The organism is Jannaschia formosa, assembly GCF_003340555.1.
In the GTDB taxonomy this organism is placed as follows: domain Bacteria; phylum Pseudomonadota; class Alphaproteobacteria; order Rhodobacterales; family Rhodobacteraceae; genus Jannaschia; species Jannaschia formosa.
In genome coordinates this window covers 81,495-99,704 of the sequence record NZ_QPLJ01000014.1, presented here as the reverse complement: position 1 = coordinate 99,704, position 18,210 = coordinate 81,495, and the positions used below count along the sequence as shown (strand labels likewise).

Sequence of the window (18,210 nt, the reverse complement as noted above, 5' to 3'; positions counted from 1 at the left end):
CCACATCGCCGCGGTCCCGCCCGGGGTCGCGGCGATGTCCGTTTCAGGCCGCGACCTGGCCGCGCCAGCCCAGCGCCTTGGCCAGCGCGACGCCGACCCGCTCATGCGCGGCAGAGGGGAAGGCAGCCAGCGCCGCCGCCTCTTCCTCCTCCGCGTAGAGAAGGCCATCCAGCCTACGCCCGGCCATGTCGTCGGTCACGTCGCAATGCACCAGCTTGTCGACCATCGGCGTCAGCTTCTGCATCATGTCGACCGAGACGAAGCACGGCGCCGCAGCAAGATCGTCCCCGCTCGCGTCCTCGATCCAGAGCAGGATCTTCTGCCCCGGGATGCGCGACAGCAGCAGGCGCATGCGGGCGATCCAGGCCTCCTCCAGCTCGCGGGTGACGACGGCGAACCTCTGGGGGCTGCACAGCCGCAGCGTCGTCAGCATGTGCCGCGTGAAGGCGAAGTCGCTGAAATCGACCTCGTGGAACAGGGTCTCCATCAGGACGGAATGGCGCAGGAACCGGTCGTTGCGACGTGGATGCACGGTGTAGAAGCGGTTCGACAGGTTCGCCGCGCCCATCGCCTGAAGGACGACCGTCTCGGCCCCGGCGATCACGGGATGCAGCGCGTCGTCGCGGGCGAAGACGTCGAGCCCTCCATTATGGACGCCCAGGTTGACGATGCGGCGGCGCGTCAGCTCCGCCACGCGGTCGCAGAACGGGTCCTCGACATGCTTGCCGTAGACCTCGCTTCCGCCCAGCACCACCGTATAGGGCTGCTTCAGCTCGACCCGGGGACCGCGGAACGCGATCCGGGACGCCCCGTAGCGGCACGGGTAATAGTCGAGCGGCAGGTCGTCCCGGTCGTAGCTCATCATCCTTCCCGATCATCGCGGCGATTCGCATGGCCTTGGCCACCCTGCGCACCTGCGGGTTGACGAGTGGTTGACGCGTGCATTCGTCTCGAATGCTCGGCGCTTGCGGCGACCCGCCCCGCTGATATGGTCGCCGCGTTCGAACCGGAGGGACCATCATGGAGATCGGCAGCATCGGCATCGTTGGCGCCGGTCAGATGGGCAACGGCATCGCCCATGTCTGCGCCCTGGCCGGCTACGACGTCGTCCTGACGGATGTCAGCGAAGAAGCGCTGCGCGCCGCCATGGAGTTGATCGAGAAGAACCTCGACCGCCAGGTCTCGCGCGAGAAGATCGAGAGCGCGGAACGCGACGCCGCCCTCGCCCGCATCCGCACCACCCCGACCCTGATCGACTGTGCCAAGTGCGACCTCATCATCGAGGCCGCGACCGAGCGCGAGACCGTCAAGCAGGCGATCTTCGAGGAGCTCGTCCCGCATCTCGGGCCGGACACGATCCTGACCTCGAACACCTCGTCCATCTCGATCACGCGGCTCGGCTCGCGCACCGATCGGCCGCAGAAGTTCATGGGCTTCCACTTCATGAACCCGGTGCCGGTGATGCAGCTCGTCGAGCTGATCCGCGGCATCGCCACCGACGAGGAAACCTTCGCCGCCTGCAAGTCGGTGGTCGACCGGCTGGGCAAGCAGGCCGCCTCGGCCGAGGATTTTCCGGCCTTCATCGTCAACCGCATCCTGATGCCGATGATCAACGAGGCGGTCTATGTCCTCTACGAGGGCGTCGGCACGATCCGCTCGATCGACACCTCGATGAAGCTCGGCGCGAACCACCCGATGGGACCGCTGGAGCTTGCGGACTTCATCGGGCTCGACACCTGCCTTGCGATCATGAACGTGCTGCATGACGGGCTGGCGGACACCAAGTACCGGCCCTGCCCGCTGCTGGTGAAATATGTCGAGGCCGGCTGGCTGGGTCGCAAGACGCAGCGCGGCTTCTATGACTACCGCGGCGAGGGCGATCCCGTCCCGACCCGCTAGATCGGGGACGCGGACCCGGCGGCGATCAGCCGTCCAGCGTCCGCGCCCGCAGCCAGGCCATGAACTCCGTCGGCTGGCCCGCCTGCGGCCCCCATTCCGCCGGGCGGATCGCCTTGCGGATCACCGGCGCCTGCGGGCGGTTCAGCGCGTGCACGACCTCGTGCAGAAGCAGCCCCTGGCGCAGTGTCGCCGACAGCCGGTTGGCGACCTGATAGGCGCGGGAGTTCGCGCCTGCGAAATGGATCGGCAGGATCGTCGCGCCGCTGAGCCGGATGATCTTTGCGGTGAAGGGGTTCCACTCCTTCTCGACGGCCGGGCCCCAGGCCGTCTCGGACGAGGCGACGGAGCCAGAGGGGAACAGCACGATCGCGCCCCCGTCCGACAGATGCGCCATCGTCGCCCGCCGCATGTCCAGGTTCCGCTCCCGCGCGTCGGCCTCGTGCGGGAAAGGAACCGGGATCATGAACTGCCCGATCTCGGGCACTCCGGTCAGCAGCGACCGGGTCAGGATCCTGTAGTCGGTCCGCACCCGGCCGATCAGCTCGGCCAGCACCATCCCGTCGACCAGCCCGTGGGGGTGGTTGGCGACCACGACCAGGGGGCCGGTGGCGGGGATGCGGGCGATCTGCTCTTTCGGAGTGTCGATGCGGATGCCCATGACGCGCAGGGCGTGGGTGAAGAAGGCCTGGCCCTCCTCGACGCCCTCCCGCTCGAACTTGCGGATGAGGTAGAGCAGCCGAGCCTTGCCGGTCAGCCACTCCATCGTTCGGATCACGGCGGCGCGGCGCGGATCGGTGAAAGTGCCCGCATAGCTCAGCTTGGTGCGGTCGTAGGGGACGTAGTCGTCGGGCGGGCCAGGGGCGGCATCCACCTTCGGCGGGTCGGGCTGCTCCCGCAGAAGGCTGATATCGCTCACATGTCCTCTCCGAACTTGCCGGCGACCAGGGCCGCCAGCGCATCCATCAGCGCATCGGCCTCGGGGCCCCGGGTCTCGACCTCGATCTTCGTGCCGCAGGCGGCGACCAGCATCAGCAGGCCCATGATCGAGTCGCCGCTGGCCTGCATGCCGTTGCGGCTCACGGTGGCGGTCGCGTCGAAACGTTCCGCGCATTCAACGAACTTGGCCGAGGCCCGCGCATGCAGCCCCTTCTCGTTCACGATGTCCAGTATCCGCCGCGCCATGTCCCCTCCCGCACCGCCAGTCAGGCGGCCGGTCCCTGTGCGATGTCCATGTAGCGCGTTCCGGCGGCCTTGGCCAAGGCCACGGCCTCGGCGACCGGCTTGGCGCGGCTTACCGCCAGCTTGATCAGAGCGGGCAGGTTCGCGCCGTAGAAGATGACGCGGTTCGCGGGGCGGCAGGCGCTCATCGACAGGTTCGACGGAGAGCCGCCGTAGATGTCGGTCACGACCACCACGCCGGCTCCGTCGTCGACGGCGTCGGCGGCGCGGCAGATCTCCTGCTCCTTGGCGACCCGGTCGCAGGCGGCCGAGACGGCGATGGCCCGCACCCCGTCTTGCGGCCCGATCACGTGTTCGACGGCCTTCAGATACTCGTCAGCAAGCCCACCATGGGCGACGATCACAATCCCGATCAAAAGGTCTTCCCTCCGCCGGCCCGAGAGTCGGGCCGCCCGGCTTCACCGTCGCCTCTCGCGTCGCGACGGTCCAGTTCCCTGTGGCGACTAGACACCCGCCACCCGGCCTCTGCAAGAGTGGCCGCGAGCAATTCGGTCACGGCGACCGAGCGGTGCTTGCCCCCGGTACAGCCCAGCCCGATGGTCAGATGCGCCCGCCCCTCGTCGCGATAGGCGGGCAGCGTCGACAGGATCAGGCCGGTCATCCGGTCGTAGAACTCGGCGAAGCGGGGGTCGCCGGTCACATGCGCGGCGACGTCCGGATGCAGCCCCGTATGGGCGCGAAGCTCCGGCACCCAATGCGGGTTGGCGAGGAAACGCAGGTCGAAGACGATGTCCAGCCCGCGCGGCAGGCCGCGCTTGTAGCTGAAGGACTGGACCGAGACCGACAGGTCGGCGTCCCGTCCGAAGAGCCGCGTCACCTCCGCTTTCAGGTCGTGAACGGTCATCTTCGTGGTGTCGATGGCGATGTCGGCCTGCGGCTTCAGGTCCGAGATCAGGTCGAGCTCGCGCCGGACGCCGGTCTCGGCATCCTCGGAAGGGGCCATCGGGTGGCGGCGGCGCGTCTCGGAGAACCGGGCGATCAGCTTGTCGGCGCTGCAGTCGAGATAGAGCATCCGCGCCGCGATGTCCGGATCGGCGCGCAGCGCCGCCAGCCGCGCCAGCAGGCCGTCGACGGTGAAGTCGCGGTTGCGCACGTCGAAGCAGAGGGCAAGCGGCTGCGGCTCCGCCTGCGTCGTCGAGAGCAGGCGGTCGAGCAGCGACATCGGCAGGTTGTCGATCACCTCCCATCCGCTGTCTTCCAGCGCGCGCAGCGCAGTCGTGCGCCCGGCCCCGGAGGGCCCGGTCACGAGCAGCAGATCGGGGGCGGCATCGGTAGCGGTCAAGTTCGGGCTCCGGCAAGGGGGACAGGCCGCAGAAATAATGCTGCGCCGCGGCAGTTTGAAGGAATGCGCCTGACGGTCGCGGAATGGTGATCGCGGCCGGTCAAGCCGCGGCGCGGAGCCAGAGAATCAGCTTCGCCGCGAGCTCCGGCATGGCAGGATGGCGCAGCAGCGGGACGTCGTGACCCGCCAGCGCGATCGTCTCCCGCTCCGGCAGGCGCGCGGCGGAGGGCCCGAGCAGGAGTGCGGCGGCGAGCGCGGCCTCTTCGGTCGCGCAGGCGACCAGCCCGAGGCCGCGAAGCTCGATCATCGCGGGTCCCTCCGGCGGGCGGCGCAGCCGGGGGCCCGGCCCGATCTCGACCCGGTCGTCGGAGACGAGCGCCGCGCCCAGCGCGATCATCTGACAGGCGAGCGACGACTTCCCCGCCCTCGACGGCCCGAGGATGAGGAGCCCGCGCCCGGCCACCGACACGGCGGTCGCGTGGATCGCGTGAATGCCGGTGCCAACCCGATGGGTTTCGGGCCGCCACGCGGACACGCGCTCAGACGGGCAGGCCGACGACGAAGCGCGCGCCCAGCGGCTCCGACGTGACGTCCAGGTCCGTGGGGCGGATGTTCTCGGCCCAGATGACGCCGCCATGGGCCTCGACGATCTGCTTGGAGATGGCGAGGCCCAGGCCCGAGTGGTTGCCGAAATCCTGCATCGGCCGCTCGCTGTAGAAACGGTTGAAGACCTTGGTCAGCGCCGCCTCGGGGATGCCGGGGCCGGTATCCTCGACAACGACCAGCACACGGTTGGCGCGGCGGCGCAGCCAGACGCGCACCGCGTCGCCCTCTTCGCAGAAGGACAGCGCGTTGCTTACGAGGTTGACGAAGACCTGCGCCAGCCGCGCCTCCAGCCCCATGATGACGATGGGCTCCTTCGGAAGGTCGGTGATGAAGTCGATCCCCTCCAGCTCCGCCTCCTGGGAGTGGTAGACGGTCAGGTTGCGCAGCATCTTCACGAGGTCGAACGGCTCCTCCTCCTCCTTGACAAGCTCGCTGTCGAGCCGCGACGCGTTGGAGATGTCGGAGACGAGGCGGTCCAGCCTGCGCACGTCGTGCTCGATCACTTCCAGCAGGCGGGTGCGCTGCTCGTCGGTCTTGGCGAGTGCCATGGTGCCCACGGCCGAGCGCAAGCTCGCCAGCGGGTTCTTGATCTCATGCGCGACGTCGGCCGCGAATTGCTCGTTGCTGTCGATCCGGTCGTAGAGCGCCGAGATCATCCCGCGCAGCGCGCCCGACAGGCGCCCGATCTCGTCGGGTCGCGCGGTCAGGTCGGGGATGCGCACGCGCTGCGGCGACATCTTCCGGGCGTGCTTGTCGCGCCCGAGCTCCGCCGCGGCGGCCAGGTCCGAGAGGGGGTTGGCGATGGTCGAGGCCAGCAGCAGGCTGAGCAGGATCGATACCGTCAGCGCGATCATGAACATCTGCAGAAGCTGCTCCCGCTCCGCCCGGACCAGCGAGTCGATCTCGCCGGCGGGGGTGGTCACGGCGATGGTGCCCATCACCTGGCCCCCGACGGTGACGGGCGTCGTCACCGTGTAGAGCTGCCCCGCCTCGCCGTGATAGCCGCGGATCTGGCTTTCGTCGGGCAGCGCCGTCGCGACGAGGTCGCGCGCGACGGCCAGCGGCCGCGGCGCCTCGTCCGGGGTGGGCGAGAAGACGGCCGAGACCCCTTCCCACACCGCGTTCAGAAGGCTGGTGATGACCGTCGTCTGCTGGACCTGCGTCTCCAGCCCGCGTACGGGGCGCGACTCGGTCTCGCCCACGGCCTGCGCGATCAGCGCGCCCTGAGTGTCGAAGACATGGACCTCGACGCCGCGCGGCAGGTCCATCCGCGACAGCAGGTCGGGCACGTCGACACCGTCGCCCGCGCCGAAGCTGACGGGACCGCCGGCGGGCAGCGAGGCTTCCAGCACGTCGGCGACGAGCCGGGCCTCGGTGACGAGGCCCCGCTCGCGCTGCATGACCAGGCTTTCATGGGTCGGGTTCAGGAACAGGACGCCCGCGACCAGCAGCAGGATCGCGAGCAGGTTGAACAGGATGATCTTCCGCGCCAGCGGCGAGCGGTCGAGCGACAGAAGGCCCCGCCGCTCCCGCGCCGAGGCGAGTTCCGCCTCGGTGCCTTCGGGCCGTTCCCAGTCCTCGCCCAGGACGACCTCTCCGTCGAGCGCGTTGCGGCTGCGCGGCGCCCGCTCCGGGGCCATGTCCATGTCCGTCGCCGATGCCATAAGCCCGGCCTATTCCTCGTTGTAGCGGTAGCCGATACCGTAGAGCGTCTCGATCGCCGAGAATTCGGGATCGGCGGAGCGCATCTTCTTGCGCAGACGCTTGATGTGGCTGTCGATGGTGCGGTCGTCGACATAGACCTGGTCGTCATAGGCGACGTCCATCAGCTGGTCGCGCGACTTCACGAAGCCCGGCCGCTGGGCAAGCGCCTGCAGCAGCAGGAACTCGGTCACGGTCAGGGTCACGTCGCGCCCCTTCCACTTCACCGCGTGGCGCAGCGGGTCCATCGACAGGTCGCCGCGGATCATCACCTGCGTCTCTTCCGGCGCCTCGGTCTCGTCGGAGGCGATCGCCTCCTGCCGGCGCAGGATGGCGCGGATGCGCTCGACCAGAAGGCGCTGGCTGAACGGCTTGCGGACGTAGTCGTCGGCACCCATCCGCAGGCCCAGAACCTCGTCGATCTCGTCGTCCTTGGAGGTCAGGAAGATGACCGGGACCGAGGATTTCTGCCGCAGCCGCTGCAGCAGGTCCATCCCGTCCATCCGCGGCATCTTGATGTCGAAGACGCCCAGGTCGGGCATCTGACGGTTGAAGGCGTCGAGCGCCGACTGGCCGTCATTGTAGGTTTCGACCTCGAAGCCTTCCGCTTCAAGAGTCATGGAGACCGACGTCAGGATGTTCCTGTCGTCGTCGACGAGCGCGATCCGCGACATGTGACTGCCCTTCTTGTTGCCTGCATTGCTGCCGTGTTTTTTCCGCCAAGTCTCCGAAAATGCGCGACGGAATCAACTCATTTCGTGACCGGGGTGATTCGCGCCCCGAACTGTGGCTCCCCCGCCATTAAGGCGGGGTTAAGGCGGACGGGCTCCGGACCGGGGCCTGATAACGCAAACAGCCGGGCATGGTTGCGCTAACCGTCACTTTAACGGCTTGGCAATCATGTTACCTAGAGGGGACGGCAGAGGAACCTTTGTGACCCCTGTCCCGTTACGTCATGCACAGGTAGGAGGCCTCTATGACCCATCCCCGCGTGAACCCTCAGCGCACGCTCGAAGCCCAAGGCATCACGGGACTGGGTCGGGTCTACTACAACCTGCTGGAGCCGGCGATCATCCAGGAAGCGCTCGCCCGCGACGAGGGCACGCTGGGCCTCGGGGGATCGTTCCTGGTGACGACCGGCAAGTTCACGGGCCGCTCCCCCAAGGACAAGCACGTCGTCCGCACGCCCGGCACCGAGGCCGATATCTGGTGGGAGACGAATGCCGAGATGTCGCCCGAGGCCTTCGCCGCCCTGCGCGCCGACTTGCTCGAGCACATGAAGGGCCGCGACTACTTCGTGCAGGACCTCTATGGCGGCGCCGATCCGGCGCACCGGCTGGACGTGCGGGTCGTGACGGAGCTTGCCTGGCACTCACTCTTCATCCGCCACATGCTGCGCCGGCCCGCGGCGTCTGAGCTCGCCACCTTCGAGCCCGAGTTCACGGTCATCAACTGCCCCTCGTTCAAGGCCGATCCCGCGCGCCACGGCTGCCGCTCGGACGTGGTCATCGCCCTGAACCTCGAGGCGAAGGAGATCCTGATCGCGGGCACCGAATACGCGGGCGAGAACAAGAAATCCGTCTTCTCGCTCCTGAACTACATCCTGCCCGAGAAGGGCGTGATGCCGATGCACTGCTCGGCCAACCACGCCATCGGCAAGCCGACCGAGACGGCCGTCTTCTTCGGCCTGTCGGGCACCGGGAAGACCACGCTCTCGGCCGCTCCGGACCGCGTCCTGATCGGCGACGACGAGCATGGCTGGTCCGAAACCGGCACCTTCAACTTCGAGGGCGGCTGCTACGCCAAGACCATCAACCTGAGCGAGGAGGCCGAGCCCGAGATCTACGCCACGACCTCCAAGTTCGGCACGGTGGTCGAGAACATGGTCTTCGATCCCGAGACGCTGGAGCTCGACTTCGATGACGACAGCATCACCGCCAACATGCGCTGCGCCTATCCGCTGGACTACATCTCTAACGCTTCGGCCACGGCGCTGGGCGGCCATCCGAAGAACGTCGTCATGCTGACCTGCGATGCCTTCGGCGTGCTGCCCCCGATCGCGCGGCTGACGCCCGCGCAGGCGATGTACCACTTCCTCTCGGGCTTCACCTCCAAGGTGGCGGGGACCGAGCGCGGCGTGACCGAGCCGCAGCCGACCTTCTCGACCTGCTTCGGCGCGCCCTTCCTGCCCCGCCGGCCCGAAGTCTATGGCAAGCTATTGCAGCAGAAGATCGCCAAGCACGGCTCCGACTGCTGGCTGGTGAACACCGGCTGGACGGGCGGCGCCTACGGCACCGGCTCCCGGATGCCGATCAAGGCGACCCGGGCGCTGCTTACGGCGGCGCTTGACGGCACGCTGGCCCGTGGCCAGTTCCGCCGCGACCCGAACTTCGGCTTCGACGTGCCGCTGAGCTGCCCGGGCGTGGCGGACATGCTGCTCGACCCGCGCCGGACCTGGGACGACAAGTCCGCCTACGACGCGCAGGCCGCCAAGCTGGTCGGCATGTTCGCCGACAACTTCGCGCAATATGTCGACCACATCGACGACGACGTGCGGCAGGCTGCGCTGGGCTGAGACCTGCCCCCGGGGGATGCTTGCACCCCTGCTGCCGGGGTGCTTTGCTCGACGGGCCGTCCTCCGGGGCGGCCCGCCTCCATTCGGGAGACACCGATGCGCCTCGCCTTCGTCCTCGCCCTAATCGCCACCCAGGCCCCGGCGCAGGTGCAGCTCCTGGAGGCGGGCATCGTCTGCCCCCGGATCGTGACGGGCGAGCTGGTCGAGGCGCCCGACACCGAGGTCGGCGCGATCCGCCAGATCGAGTCCGGGATCGTCTTCGACCTGAACGCCCGCACCGTGCCGACCATGTCCAACCTCAGCTTCGGCATCCGCGTCGGGCTGAAGCCCGGCACCCCGGCGCAGGACGTGCGCGTCACCGTTACCCATCCGCCGATGGGTGAACGGCAGGTCACCCGCCAGTCCTGGGCGACGGACCTCATCCCCGGCGAGGACAACATCAACGTCTTCACCTTCGAGTTCGACTACGAGAAGGTCCCCGGCCCCTGGACCTTCGGCGTCGAGATCGACGGCGCGCCGGTCGTCGAGGTGCCCTTCGACGTCACCGCGGAAGGCGGCCGCGGCCCGGTCGAGGCGGCCTGCTTCCGGTTCATGTCCTGACCACCGCCCGGCCGGACGGTGAGGCCGGGTCCCCGTCAGGCCCCACGCCGCCGCTCAGCCAACCAGGCCCTTCCGCAGCAGGTTCGCCCCGGCCACGACCAGCACCACCAGCGTCGCCTTCCGGAACAGGTCCTGGTCCATCCGGTCCTGCAGCCGGAAGCCCGCCCCCATCCCCGCGAGCGCCGCAGGCAGCAGCGCCGCCGAGAACAGCGCTGTCTCACCGTTCAGGATGCCCGACCGCAGATGCGCCAGCACCAGCACCACGGACCCCGCGCCATAGATCACGCCCTGCACCACCATCTGCCGCGCCTTGGGCGTGTCCACCGCCAGCAGATACAGCGCCGTCGTCGGCCCCCAGGTGCCCGCCAGCCCGCCCAGCAGGCCCGAGACGAGCCCTGCGGCCCATTCCGCCGGCACCCGCCGGTGGGGCGGGACGTGCAGACGCACGCCGACGAGCTGGATCAGCGACAGGACGATCACCGGGATGCCGAGGACGAAGTAGAAGGTCTCCCGCGGGATCGATGTCACCAGCTGGGCCGCCCCGAAGATCGCGATCATGACGATGACGATGTAGCGCCAGTGCAGCTTCGCGCCCTCCTTCGCCGGCACCCAGCCATACCGCGACACCTGCCACAGGTTGGTCAGCAGCACCGGGATCATCATGCCCGCCAGCGCCAGATGCGGGTGGAGAAAGCTCGACAGGCCCGATATCATGATCAGCGGAACGGCGAAGCCGATCGCGCCCTTCACGATCCCCGCGAAGAAGGCGATGCCGAGAGACAGGGTCCAGAAAAGCGGCGTCAGCGAGTCCATGCGCCTGCCCTTACGCCTGCGGCGGGACGGGCACCACACAAAGTCGCATGGTCACTTTCTTCCCTTGCCGGGGGTGGGTGGTGGAATTAAGTTTCGCTGCAACTGCGAAGGATGATTCACCTATCAAGGAGGCGGCCGATGCCCCATGACGGACAGACGATGCCCCGGGCCGAGGCCCTTCTCCCCGACCTTCTGGACCTGACCCGCGCCGCGGTCGGCGCCGTCCAGTCCCTCGAGGTCAGGGCGAAGGAGTCCGTCCGCGCCCGCGTCGCCCCCTCGGGCCGCGTCGACGCCGCCCTGCTCGAGGCCGAGCAGACCGCCGCCCACGGGCTCGCCTGGCTCGCCACCTATTCCCAAGCCCTCGCGCAGATGCAGCACTGGGCCGAGCGCCTGACCGGGGACGGCCGCTTCGGCGAGATCGAGGCGCTGATCCACCAGATCGCCTTCGGCGAGTATCTGTGGCAGCTCTCCGGCGGCCTGCCCATGAGCCAGACCGAGATCCTGCGCCCGCAGGACATGGGGCTCGGCCAGGACGACCAGCGCGACCTGATGGTCCCCGAGGTCATGACGCTGTGCAACGAGGGCAACAGCCAGGCCGCCCGCACCCGCCTGGTGGAGCTGATGCGCGAGCGGGCGGGCAGCACGACCTACGGCGCCTCCGGCCTCGACGAGGAGCTGGAGATGATCCGCGACCAGTTCCGCCGCTGGTCGCAGGACAAGGTCGCCCCCCACGCCCACGAGTGGCACCTGAAGGACGAGCTGATCCCGATGGAGATCATCGAGGAGATGTCCGAGATGGGCGTCTTCGGCCTGACCATCCCCGAGGAGTTCGGTGGCCTCGGCATGCCCAAGGCCGCGATGTGCGTCGTCTCCGAAGAGTTGTCGCGCGGCTATATCGGCGTCGGCTCCCTCGGCACCCGCTCCGAGATCGCGGCCGAACTGGTGCTGGCCGGCGGCACCGACGCGCAGAAGGCGCATTGGCTCCCGAAGCTCGCCTCCGGTGAGACACTGCCCACGGCGGTCTTCACCGAGCCGAACACCGGCTCCGATCTCGGATCGCTGCGCACCAAGGCCGTGAAGGACGAGAACGGCGACTGGATCCTGAACGGCAACAAGACCTGGATCACCCATGCCGCCCGCACCCATGTCATGACCGTGCTGGCCCGCACGGTGCCCGACACGACCGACTACCGTGGCCTCAGCATGTTCCTCGCCGAAAAGACCCCCGGCACCGACGAGGCGCCCTGGCAGGACCCCGGCATCTCGGGCGGCGAGATCGAGGTGCTCGGCTATCGCGGGATGAAGGAATACACCGTCAATTTCGACGACTTCCGCGTCGACGGCGCCAACCTCTTGGGGCAGGAGGAAGGCCAAGGCTTCAAGCAGCTGATGCAGACCTTCGAGAGCGCGCGCATCCAGACCGCCGCCCGCGCCATCGGCGTGGGGCAAGCCGCGCTGGACGAGGCCCTGTCCTATGCCGAGTCGCGCAAGCAGTTCGGCAAGCCGCTGATCGCCTTCCCGCGCGTCGCCAACAAGATCGCTCTGATGGCGGTCGAGATCATGGTCGCGCGCCAGCTCACCTACTACTCGGCCCGTGAGAAGGACGCCGACCGCCGCTGCGATGTCGAGGCCGGCATGGCCAAGCTGCTCGGCGCCCGCGTGGCCTGGGCCGCGGCCGATAACGGGCTGCAGATCCACGGCGGCAACGGCTTTGCGCTGGAATACCCGATCAGCCGCATCCTCTGCGACGCCCGCATCCTCAACATCTTCGAGGGCGCAGCCGAGATCCAGGCGCAGGTCATCGCGAGACGCCTGCTCGGAGGAGGGAACTGAGAGGCGGCCAGCGCGCCTCGGCGGCAGGTGACGCGGGCGCGCGGATCGGGCACAAGGGGACATGCTCCGCATCGCTCTCCTGCTCCCGCTCCTGCTGATGGCCTGCAAGGACGAAACCGTCAGCGGATGGTCGGACCCGTCGACCACCTGGCTCCTGCAGGAGATTGACGGCACGCCCTTCACCGCCCGCGCGACGCTGACCTTCCCCGAGGAAGGCGCGGTCCGCGGCGAGGGGCCGTGCAACCTCTACACCGCGCAGCAGACGCAGCCCTATCCCTGGCTCGGCATGGACCGGTTCGTCGCCACCCGCCGCGCCTGCCCAGACCTCCCCGCAGAGAGCGCGTTCTTCTCCGCGCTGCTTTCGATGACCCTGGTCGAGGCGTCGGACAGCGTCCTGATCCTCGGCAACGACGCGGGCGGTGAGATGGTCTTCCGCGCCGCGCCCTGACCCGCCTATCCGATCTCGCGCCGCAGCGCCGCGACCAGCCGCGCCCGCGCCGGCGGCAGCGGACGGTCGCCCAGCATCGGCGCGAGCCGCCGCTCTAGGAAATGCCCTGTCACCTCCAGCGCGGCGAGGGCGTCCTCCAGCGTCGCGGGACCGCCGAGCAGGATCGCGGGCAGCGGCAGCAACCGGCTCGCCCAGTCCCCCGCAGCCGCCCGGCTGACCGCGCGCCCCGTGCGCGGCGAGACATAGGCGAGGTCGTTGGCCCCGCCCCCCGCGGCGCAGGCGCTAAGGTCGAGGCCGATCCCGGCCTCCTCCAGCAGCGCCATCTCCCAGAAGACATAGTCGCGCAGCCAGCCTTCCCCGTCGGCCAGCGCATCGGCCAGCGCCTCGGTCCGGGCCTGGAAGCCGGGCACGGCCTCGCGCTCGGGCAGGACGAAGGCGGCCAGCGCACAGACCGCGGTCAGCGCGGACAGCCGAAGCGGATCGCCCAGCACGTCGCCGGCGCGGGTCCGCAGAGGCTCCACCGCATAGGTCCCGAGATGCGCGTCGAGCCGGGCGCGCCAATTCGCCTCGACCTCGTTGCCGGGCTGCAGCACCGGCGCGCGACGGCGGGAGCGCCCGCCATGGACGATGCCCAGATGGCGGCCATGCTCGCGCGTCAGAAGCTCCAGGATGACCGCGGTCTCCCCGTGGGGCCGGACGGCCAGCACCAGCCCCCGGTCCCGCCAGCTGATCACGCCAGCCCCTCCTCGCCCAGCAGGTGGCGGCCATGGCGGTCCTCGACCTCCAGCACCCAGAGGTCGGGGTCGAACTGAGCCTGCTTCGCGCAGGCCGCATCGCAGTCCCGCTCCTCGCCCTCGGCCAGGGTGACCCAGGCCCGCTCTCCTGTCATGAGGTCGAAGCTGCGCTGGAAGACCTGCGCCCGCCCGTCCAGCGTGGCGAGCTTGACCAGCACGGCGCCCGCCGTCGCGTCGCCGCGCCGCGTGACGAAGCAGGGGATGCCCAGGCTCTCCAGCCGCTTGCGGTAGGCTGCGACCCAGATCCCGGCGGCGAGGCGCGGGGTCATCGGCCGGAGGGGGGCTCTGCCCCCCGCCGCCCTGCGGGCGACTCCCCCCGGAGTATTTCGGGCCACAGGAAGGGCATTGACGGCGCGTTAAGGTTAATGCGCGCCCGCTCCCCTTCCTGTGGCCACAAATACTCACGACGCGACGCCGGACCCGGGCGTCCGCGCAGGGCGGGGCGTTCAGCCATCCTTGAAGTCGAGCCCGATCGCGTCGAAGCGCTCGGCCTCCTCCAGCCAGCCGGGCCGGACCTTGACCGTCAGGAACAGGTGGACCCGGTGCCCGAGGAAGGCTTCCATCTCGGCTCGGGCAGCCTGCCCCACGGCCTTGGTCGTCTCGCCCTTGCGGCCGAGCACGATGCCCTTGTGCCCCTCGCGCGCGACATAGATCACTTGGTCGATGCGGGCGGAGCCGTCTTCGCGGTCCTCCCAGCCCTCGGTCTCCACCGTCAGCTGGTAGGGCAACTCCTGGTGCAGGCGCAGGGTCAGCTTCTCGCGGGTGATCTCGGCGGCGATGGCGCGCAACGGCGCGTCGGCGATCTGGTCCTCGGGATAGAGCCACGGCCCCTCGGGCAGGCGCGCGGCGAGATCGGCGCGCAGGTCGCCCACGCCATGCCCCTTCTCGGCCGAGATCAGGAAGGTCGCGGCGAAGGGGTAGCGGGCGTTCATCTTCTCGGTCAGGGCGAGCAGCTTGGGCGCCTCGACCCGGTCGATCTTGTTGATCGCCAGCAGAACGGGCTGCCCGGCGCCGCGCTCCTCCAATCCGCCGAGGATCGCCTCGACGCCCGCCGTCAGGCCCCGATGCGCCTCGATCAGCAGCAAGACCACGTCCGCGTCGGCGGCGCCGGTCCAGGCGGCGGCGACCATCGCGCGGTCGAGCCGACGCTTCGGCCGGAACAGGCCGGGCGTATCGATGAAGACGATCTGCGCCGCGCCCTCCACGGCGATGCCGCGGATGCGCGCCCGCGTCGTCTGGACCTTGTGGGTGACGATCGAGACCTTCGCCCCGACCATCCGGTTCAGGAGCGTGGACTTGCCGGCATTCGGCTCGCCGATCAGGGCGACGAAGCCCGCGCGGGGGGATGGGTCGGTCATGGAGGAGCAGATAGGCGGTGACGGCGCGTTTGAAAACGCCAAACCGCCGCCCGCGGCACGAAGCCCGCGCAGGATCGGGCCGGATCGCGCCGGGCGAGAAGCCGCGGCCCCCGCTTGGGGACCGCCGGCCCGGCCCTCAGCCCTGGACCTTCGCCAGCAGCGCCCGGGCCGCCTCCTGTTCAGCGGCGCGCTTGGCGCGGGCCTCGCCCGAGGCGGCGCGGCCGTCCTCGAGTTGCGCCTCAATGCGGAAGACGGGCGCATGATCGGGGCCGGACCTGTCCTGCACGACATAGCGGGGCGGGGCCATTCCGCGGGCCTGTGCCCATTCCTGCAGCATCGTCTTCGGGTCGCGGGCATCGGCCTCGACCCGGTCGAGCCGCTCCGCCCAGAGCCGCAGCACCACCGCGCGCGTCGCCTCCAGCCCCGCGTCGCGGTAGATCGCCGCGATCAGAGCCTCCATCGCGTCGCCCAGCAGCGCCTCCTTCCGGCGCCCGCCGGTGACCTGCTCGGACTTGCCGAGCTTCAGCACGGCGCCGAGATCGATCTGGCGCGCGATATCGGCGCAGGTCTCCTTGCGGACCAGCGCGTTGAAGCGGGGGGCGAGCTGCCCTTCGGTGGCGGTGCGATCCTCGGACATCAGCGCCTCGGCCATCACGAGGCCCAGCACCCGGTCGCCCAGGAACTCCAGCCGCTGGTTGTCGGGCCGGGTGGCCGAGCCGAGCGAGGAATGGGTCATCGCCCGGATCAGCAGCTCCGGATCGGCGAAGACATGGCCGATGCGCTGCTGAAACGCCTGGAGGTCGCGGGACAGCTTCATTCGTGCAGCGACCCGGCAGCCAGCACATGGCCCTCGACCGCCGCGACCGGGACAAGGCCCAGCCCGCCCTCGTCGACCGGCAGGCGGCTGTCGCGCGGGGCGGAGCGATTGTCGGCCAGCAGGAACAGCATGCCCTCCGGCACCGTCACCGCTGCCATCTCGGTCCGTGCCGGGTCGAGGCGGACGCGGTAGGCGGTGCCGCCCGGCAGCCGCTCGACCGTACAGGCCGCCTCGGGACAGGGCGCGTGCGCCGCAGGGGTGCCATCCAAGATCGGCACGCCGTCCTCCAGCGCGACGGTCTGGCCCCCGGTCGCCACGACCCGCGCCACCAGCCGCCGCATCTCGCCATCGGCCCCGCGTGTCCCGACGAGCACGACGTCTCCGGGGTCGATCCGGCCGAGGCCGATGCGATGGCTCAGGAACGGGGCGCCCTGGTCCAGCGTCGGCGCCATGGCGACCGAGACCATGCGGTGCGGCGTCCAGAAGGCGCGCGACGCGAACAGCGCGACCAGGATCAGAAGGAAGGCGGTGGCGATGGTGTAGCGCGGCGCGGGGCTGAACCGCGCCGGGTCCAGCGGCCGGGACGGCGCCGTCAGCGCCCAGGCCAGCGGCGCGAGCCCCACGACCGGGATCGCGAAGAGCGGGGCGAACCAGCCGCTGCGCCCCATGTCGTGCAGCCGCCGCACGATCGCACAGAGCCAGGCCGCCGAGGCCAGCCCGAACGCCGCGTAGCAGAGGAGACGGATCCACGTCGGGGACGCTTCGAGCGGTCCCCAGGCCAGGATCGCCAGCGCGGCGACATGATAGACCACCGTCCAGCCGAGCAGCCCCCGCCGCCCGCCGGTCCCCGACAGCGTGAAGGGGCGGCGCAGTGCGTCTTCCGTCACACGATCTCCTCGAAGAAGCGGTCGAGGCGCCAGGTCCAGAAGAACAGCATCCGCGACCCCGCGGACGAGAAGATCACCCGGTCCGCGCGCCCGATCAGGTTCTCGAAGGGCACGAAGCCCACGCCGCCGATCGACCGGGGCACGCGGCTGTCGGAGGAGTTGTCGCGGTTGTCGCCCATGAAGAAGTACTGCCCTTCGGGCACGGTGAAGACGGGCGTCGTGTCGGTGCGGAAGCTGCCGATGTTGAGCACCGAATGGGTCACGCCGTTGGGCAACGTCTCCAGGCTGCGCGACTTGATGCAGTCGGCCCCCTGCCCCACCGGAGAGTTCTCGCAGCGCGGCAGGATCTGCTGCGGCCCCTGCGGCTCCATCGTCTCGACGAAGGGCGCGACCTCCTCGACCGGCACAGGCGCGCCGTTGAGCCACAGCCGGCCGTCGCGCATCTGCACGGTGTCGCCGGGCAGGCCGATCAGCCGCTTGATGAAGTCGTCGTTGGTGACAGGGTGGCGGAAGACGATGACGTCGCCGCGCTCGGGCTGCTGGCCCAGGATGCGACCCGAGATCGGGCAGATCGAGAACGGGCAGGAATGGCGCGAGTAGCCGTAGGCCATCTTGTTGACGAAGAGGAAATCGCCGATCAGCAGCGTGTCCTTCATCGACCCGGACGGGATCCAGAACGGCTGGAAGAAGAGCGTGCGGAAGATGCCCGCGATCAGCAGCGCCCAGAATACCGTCTTCACGGTTTCCCAGGGGCCTTCCTTCTTCTCGACCTTCGACGCCATGCCCGTCTGCCTCGTGTTCCGGCTTTTTCGTGCTGTGGACCCTGCCCCGGATGCTGTCAACCGGCGCTCCGGGGTCGCCGGACGGGGTTCAGGCGAAGGGGCGCGCCTCGATCACGACGAAGGCCTGCGCCCAGGGGTGATCGTCGGTCAGCGAGACGTGGATGATGGCCTCGTGCCCGTCAGGTGTCATGCGCTCCAGCCGCTCGGCGGCCCAGCCGGTGACGGTCATGACGGGCTGGCCGGTATGCAGGTTGCTCACCGCCATGTCCTTCCAGGCAATGCCCATGCGCAGCCCCGTGCCCAGCGCCTTGGAGCAGGCTTCCTTCGCGGCCCAGCGCTTGGCGTAGGTCGAGGCCTCGCCGCCCTCGGCCTTGGCGCGGTGAAGCGCCTTGCGCTGCTCGCGCTCGGTGAAGACGCGGTTGCGGAAGCGGTCGCCGAAGCGGTCGAGCACGCCCGCGACCCGGTCGATATTGGCAAGGTCGGTGCCGATGCCGAGGATCATGACGCCGGGCTCCGCCGCAGGGCCGAGAGCAACCCGTCGCAGATCAAGCCGGGGGCCGCCGGCCCGGGCGAGGC

21 protein-coding genes are annotated in these 18,210 nt (G+C 69.5%); 5 read left to right on the top strand and 16 right to left on the bottom strand.

From position 1 onward, the window contains the following. Window positions 1-43: 43 nt before the first annotated feature. The gene (locus tag DR046_RS14870; protein WP_115383180.1) at window positions 44-862 is read right to left on the bottom strand and encodes a DUF6473 family protein; all 819 of its coding nucleotides are present in this window, start codon (window positions 860-862) and stop codon (window positions 44-46) included. Window positions 863-1,020: 158 nt separating this feature from the next. Between DR046_RS14870 and DR046_RS14865 the strand changes: the two genes are divergently transcribed. Further along, the gene (locus tag DR046_RS14865; protein ID WP_115383179.1) at window positions 1,021-1,899 is read left to right on the top strand and encodes a 3-hydroxybutyryl-CoA dehydrogenase; all 879 of its coding nucleotides are present in this window, start codon (window positions 1,021-1,023) and stop codon (window positions 1,897-1,899) included. 25 nt (window positions 1,900-1,924) lie between these two features. Here the strand turns inward: DR046_RS14865 and DR046_RS14860 are convergent, their stop codons facing one another. The 7 genes from DR046_RS14860 to DR046_RS14830 form a co-directional block, all read right to left on the bottom strand. Continuing rightward, a complete protein-coding gene (locus DR046_RS14860; protein ID WP_370816268.1) occupies window positions 1,925-2,806 on the bottom strand; it encodes a lysophospholipid acyltransferase family protein in 882 nt (293 codons plus the stop codon). 5 nt (window positions 2,807-2,811) lie between these two features. Further along, a complete protein-coding gene (locus DR046_RS14855; RefSeq protein ID WP_115383178.1) occupies window positions 2,812-3,081 on the bottom strand; it encodes an HPr family phosphocarrier protein in 270 nt (89 codons plus the stop codon). 20 nt (window positions 3,082-3,101) lie between these two features. Beyond that, window positions 3,102-3,494 carry a PTS sugar transporter subunit IIA gene (locus DR046_RS14850; protein WP_115383177.1) on the bottom strand — a complete coding sequence of 131 codons (393 nt, stop codon included), beginning with the start codon at window positions 3,492-3,494 and terminating at the stop codon, window positions 3,102-3,104. After that, window positions 3,491-4,420 carry an RNase adapter RapZ gene (gene rapZ / locus DR046_RS14845; RefSeq protein ID WP_115383176.1) on the bottom strand — a complete coding sequence of 310 codons (930 nt, stop codon included), beginning with the start codon at window positions 4,418-4,420 and terminating at the stop codon, window positions 3,491-3,493. The genes DR046_RS14850 and rapZ overlap by 4 nt, the downstream gene beginning before the upstream one ends. A gap of 100 nt (window positions 4,421-4,520) precedes the next feature. Continuing rightward, window positions 4,521-5,057: an HPr kinase/phosphorylase gene (locus DR046_RS14840; protein ID WP_115383175.1), complete on the bottom strand. Its 537-nt coding sequence runs from the start codon at window positions 5,055-5,057 to the stop codon at window positions 4,521-4,523. Then, window positions 4,960-6,672 (bottom strand): sensor N-terminal transmembrane domain-containing protein, encoded by a 1,713-nt coding sequence (locus tag DR046_RS14835; RefSeq protein WP_245190954.1) that lies wholly within the window; start codon window positions 6,670-6,672, stop codon window positions 4,960-4,962. Before DR046_RS14835 ends, DR046_RS14840 begins: the two co-directional genes overlap by 98 nt. 27 nt (window positions 6,673-6,699) lie before the next feature. After that, a complete protein-coding gene (locus tag DR046_RS14830) occupies window positions 6,700-7,401 on the bottom strand; it encodes a response regulator transcription factor (RefSeq protein WP_115383173.1) in 702 nt (233 codons plus the stop codon). Between the two features lie 302 nt (window positions 7,402-7,703). On the opposite strand from DR046_RS14830, the gene DR046_RS14825 reads away from it, so the two are divergent. Together DR046_RS14825 and DR046_RS14820 are read left to right on the top strand one after the other, a co-directional pair. Next, window positions 7,704-9,302 (top strand): phosphoenolpyruvate carboxykinase, encoded by a 1,599-nt coding sequence (locus DR046_RS14825; protein WP_115383172.1) that lies wholly within the window; start codon window positions 7,704-7,706, stop codon window positions 9,300-9,302. Window positions 9,303-9,398: 96 nt separating this feature from the next. After that, a complete protein-coding gene (locus DR046_RS14820; RefSeq protein ID WP_115383171.1) occupies window positions 9,399-9,902 on the top strand; it encodes a DUF3859 domain-containing protein in 504 nt (167 codons plus the stop codon). Between the two features lie 54 nt (window positions 9,903-9,956). Here DR046_RS14820 and DR046_RS14815 read toward each other — a convergent pair whose 3' ends face one another. Further along, complete coding sequence (locus tag DR046_RS14815; RefSeq protein WP_115383170.1) at window positions 9,957-10,715, bottom strand: sulfite exporter TauE/SafE family protein; 759 nt, start codon at window positions 10,713-10,715, stop codon at window positions 9,957-9,959. Between the two features lie 138 nt (window positions 10,716-10,853). On the opposite strand from DR046_RS14815, the gene DR046_RS14810 reads away from it, so the two are divergent. Together DR046_RS14810 and DR046_RS14805 are read left to right on the top strand one after the other, a co-directional pair. Beyond that, window positions 10,854-12,548, top strand: coding sequence for an acyl-CoA dehydrogenase family protein (locus tag DR046_RS14810; RefSeq protein WP_115383169.1), 1,695 nt, complete (start codon window positions 10,854-10,856; stop codon window positions 12,546-12,548). A gap of 61 nt (window positions 12,549-12,609) precedes the next feature. Then, window positions 12,610-12,996 (top strand): META domain-containing protein, encoded by a 387-nt coding sequence (locus DR046_RS14805; protein ID WP_115383168.1) that lies wholly within the window; start codon window positions 12,610-12,612, stop codon window positions 12,994-12,996. Between the two features lie 5 nt (window positions 12,997-13,001). On the opposite strand, the gene recO is transcribed toward DR046_RS14805, so the two are convergent. The 7 genes from recO to acpS all read right to left on the bottom strand — a co-directional run bounded on the left by recO (window position 13,002) and on the right by acpS (window position 18,136). Continuing rightward, entirely contained in the window at window positions 13,002-13,727 is a 726-nt protein-coding gene (gene recO, locus DR046_RS14800) for a DNA repair protein RecO (RefSeq protein WP_115383200.1), read from the bottom strand. Next, window positions 13,727-14,059 (bottom strand): DUF1491 family protein, encoded by a 333-nt coding sequence (locus DR046_RS14795; protein WP_115383167.1) that lies wholly within the window; start codon window positions 14,057-14,059, stop codon window positions 13,727-13,729. The genes recO and DR046_RS14795 overlap by 1 nt, the downstream gene beginning before the upstream one ends. Window positions 14,060-14,236: 177 nt before the next feature. Further along, window positions 14,237-15,148 (bottom strand): GTPase Era, encoded by a 912-nt coding sequence (era, locus tag DR046_RS14790; RefSeq protein WP_115383166.1) that lies wholly within the window; start codon window positions 15,146-15,148, stop codon window positions 14,237-14,239. Window positions 15,149-15,284: 136 nt separating this feature from the next. Beyond that, on the bottom strand, window positions 15,285-15,965 hold the full coding sequence (gene rnc / locus DR046_RS14785; RefSeq protein WP_115383165.1) for a ribonuclease III: 681 nt from the start codon (window positions 15,963-15,965) through the stop codon (window positions 15,285-15,287). Next, window positions 15,962-16,852: a signal peptidase I gene (gene lepB / locus DR046_RS23275; RefSeq protein WP_209313594.1), complete on the bottom strand. Its 891-nt coding sequence runs from the start codon at window positions 16,850-16,852 to the stop codon at window positions 15,962-15,964. The genes rnc and lepB (DR046_RS23275) overlap by 4 nt, the downstream gene beginning before the upstream one ends. Further along, entirely contained in the window at window positions 16,849-17,634 is a 786-nt protein-coding gene (gene lepB, locus DR046_RS23985; protein ID WP_115383164.1) for a signal peptidase I, read from the bottom strand. The genes lepB (DR046_RS23275) and lepB (DR046_RS23985) overlap by 4 nt, the downstream gene beginning before the upstream one ends. Before the next feature lie 88 nt (window positions 17,635-17,722). After that, window positions 17,723-18,136: a holo-ACP synthase gene (gene acpS, locus DR046_RS14770; protein WP_115383163.1), complete on the bottom strand. Its 414-nt coding sequence runs from the start codon at window positions 18,134-18,136 to the stop codon at window positions 17,723-17,725. Window positions 18,137-18,210: the final 74 nt, after the last annotated feature.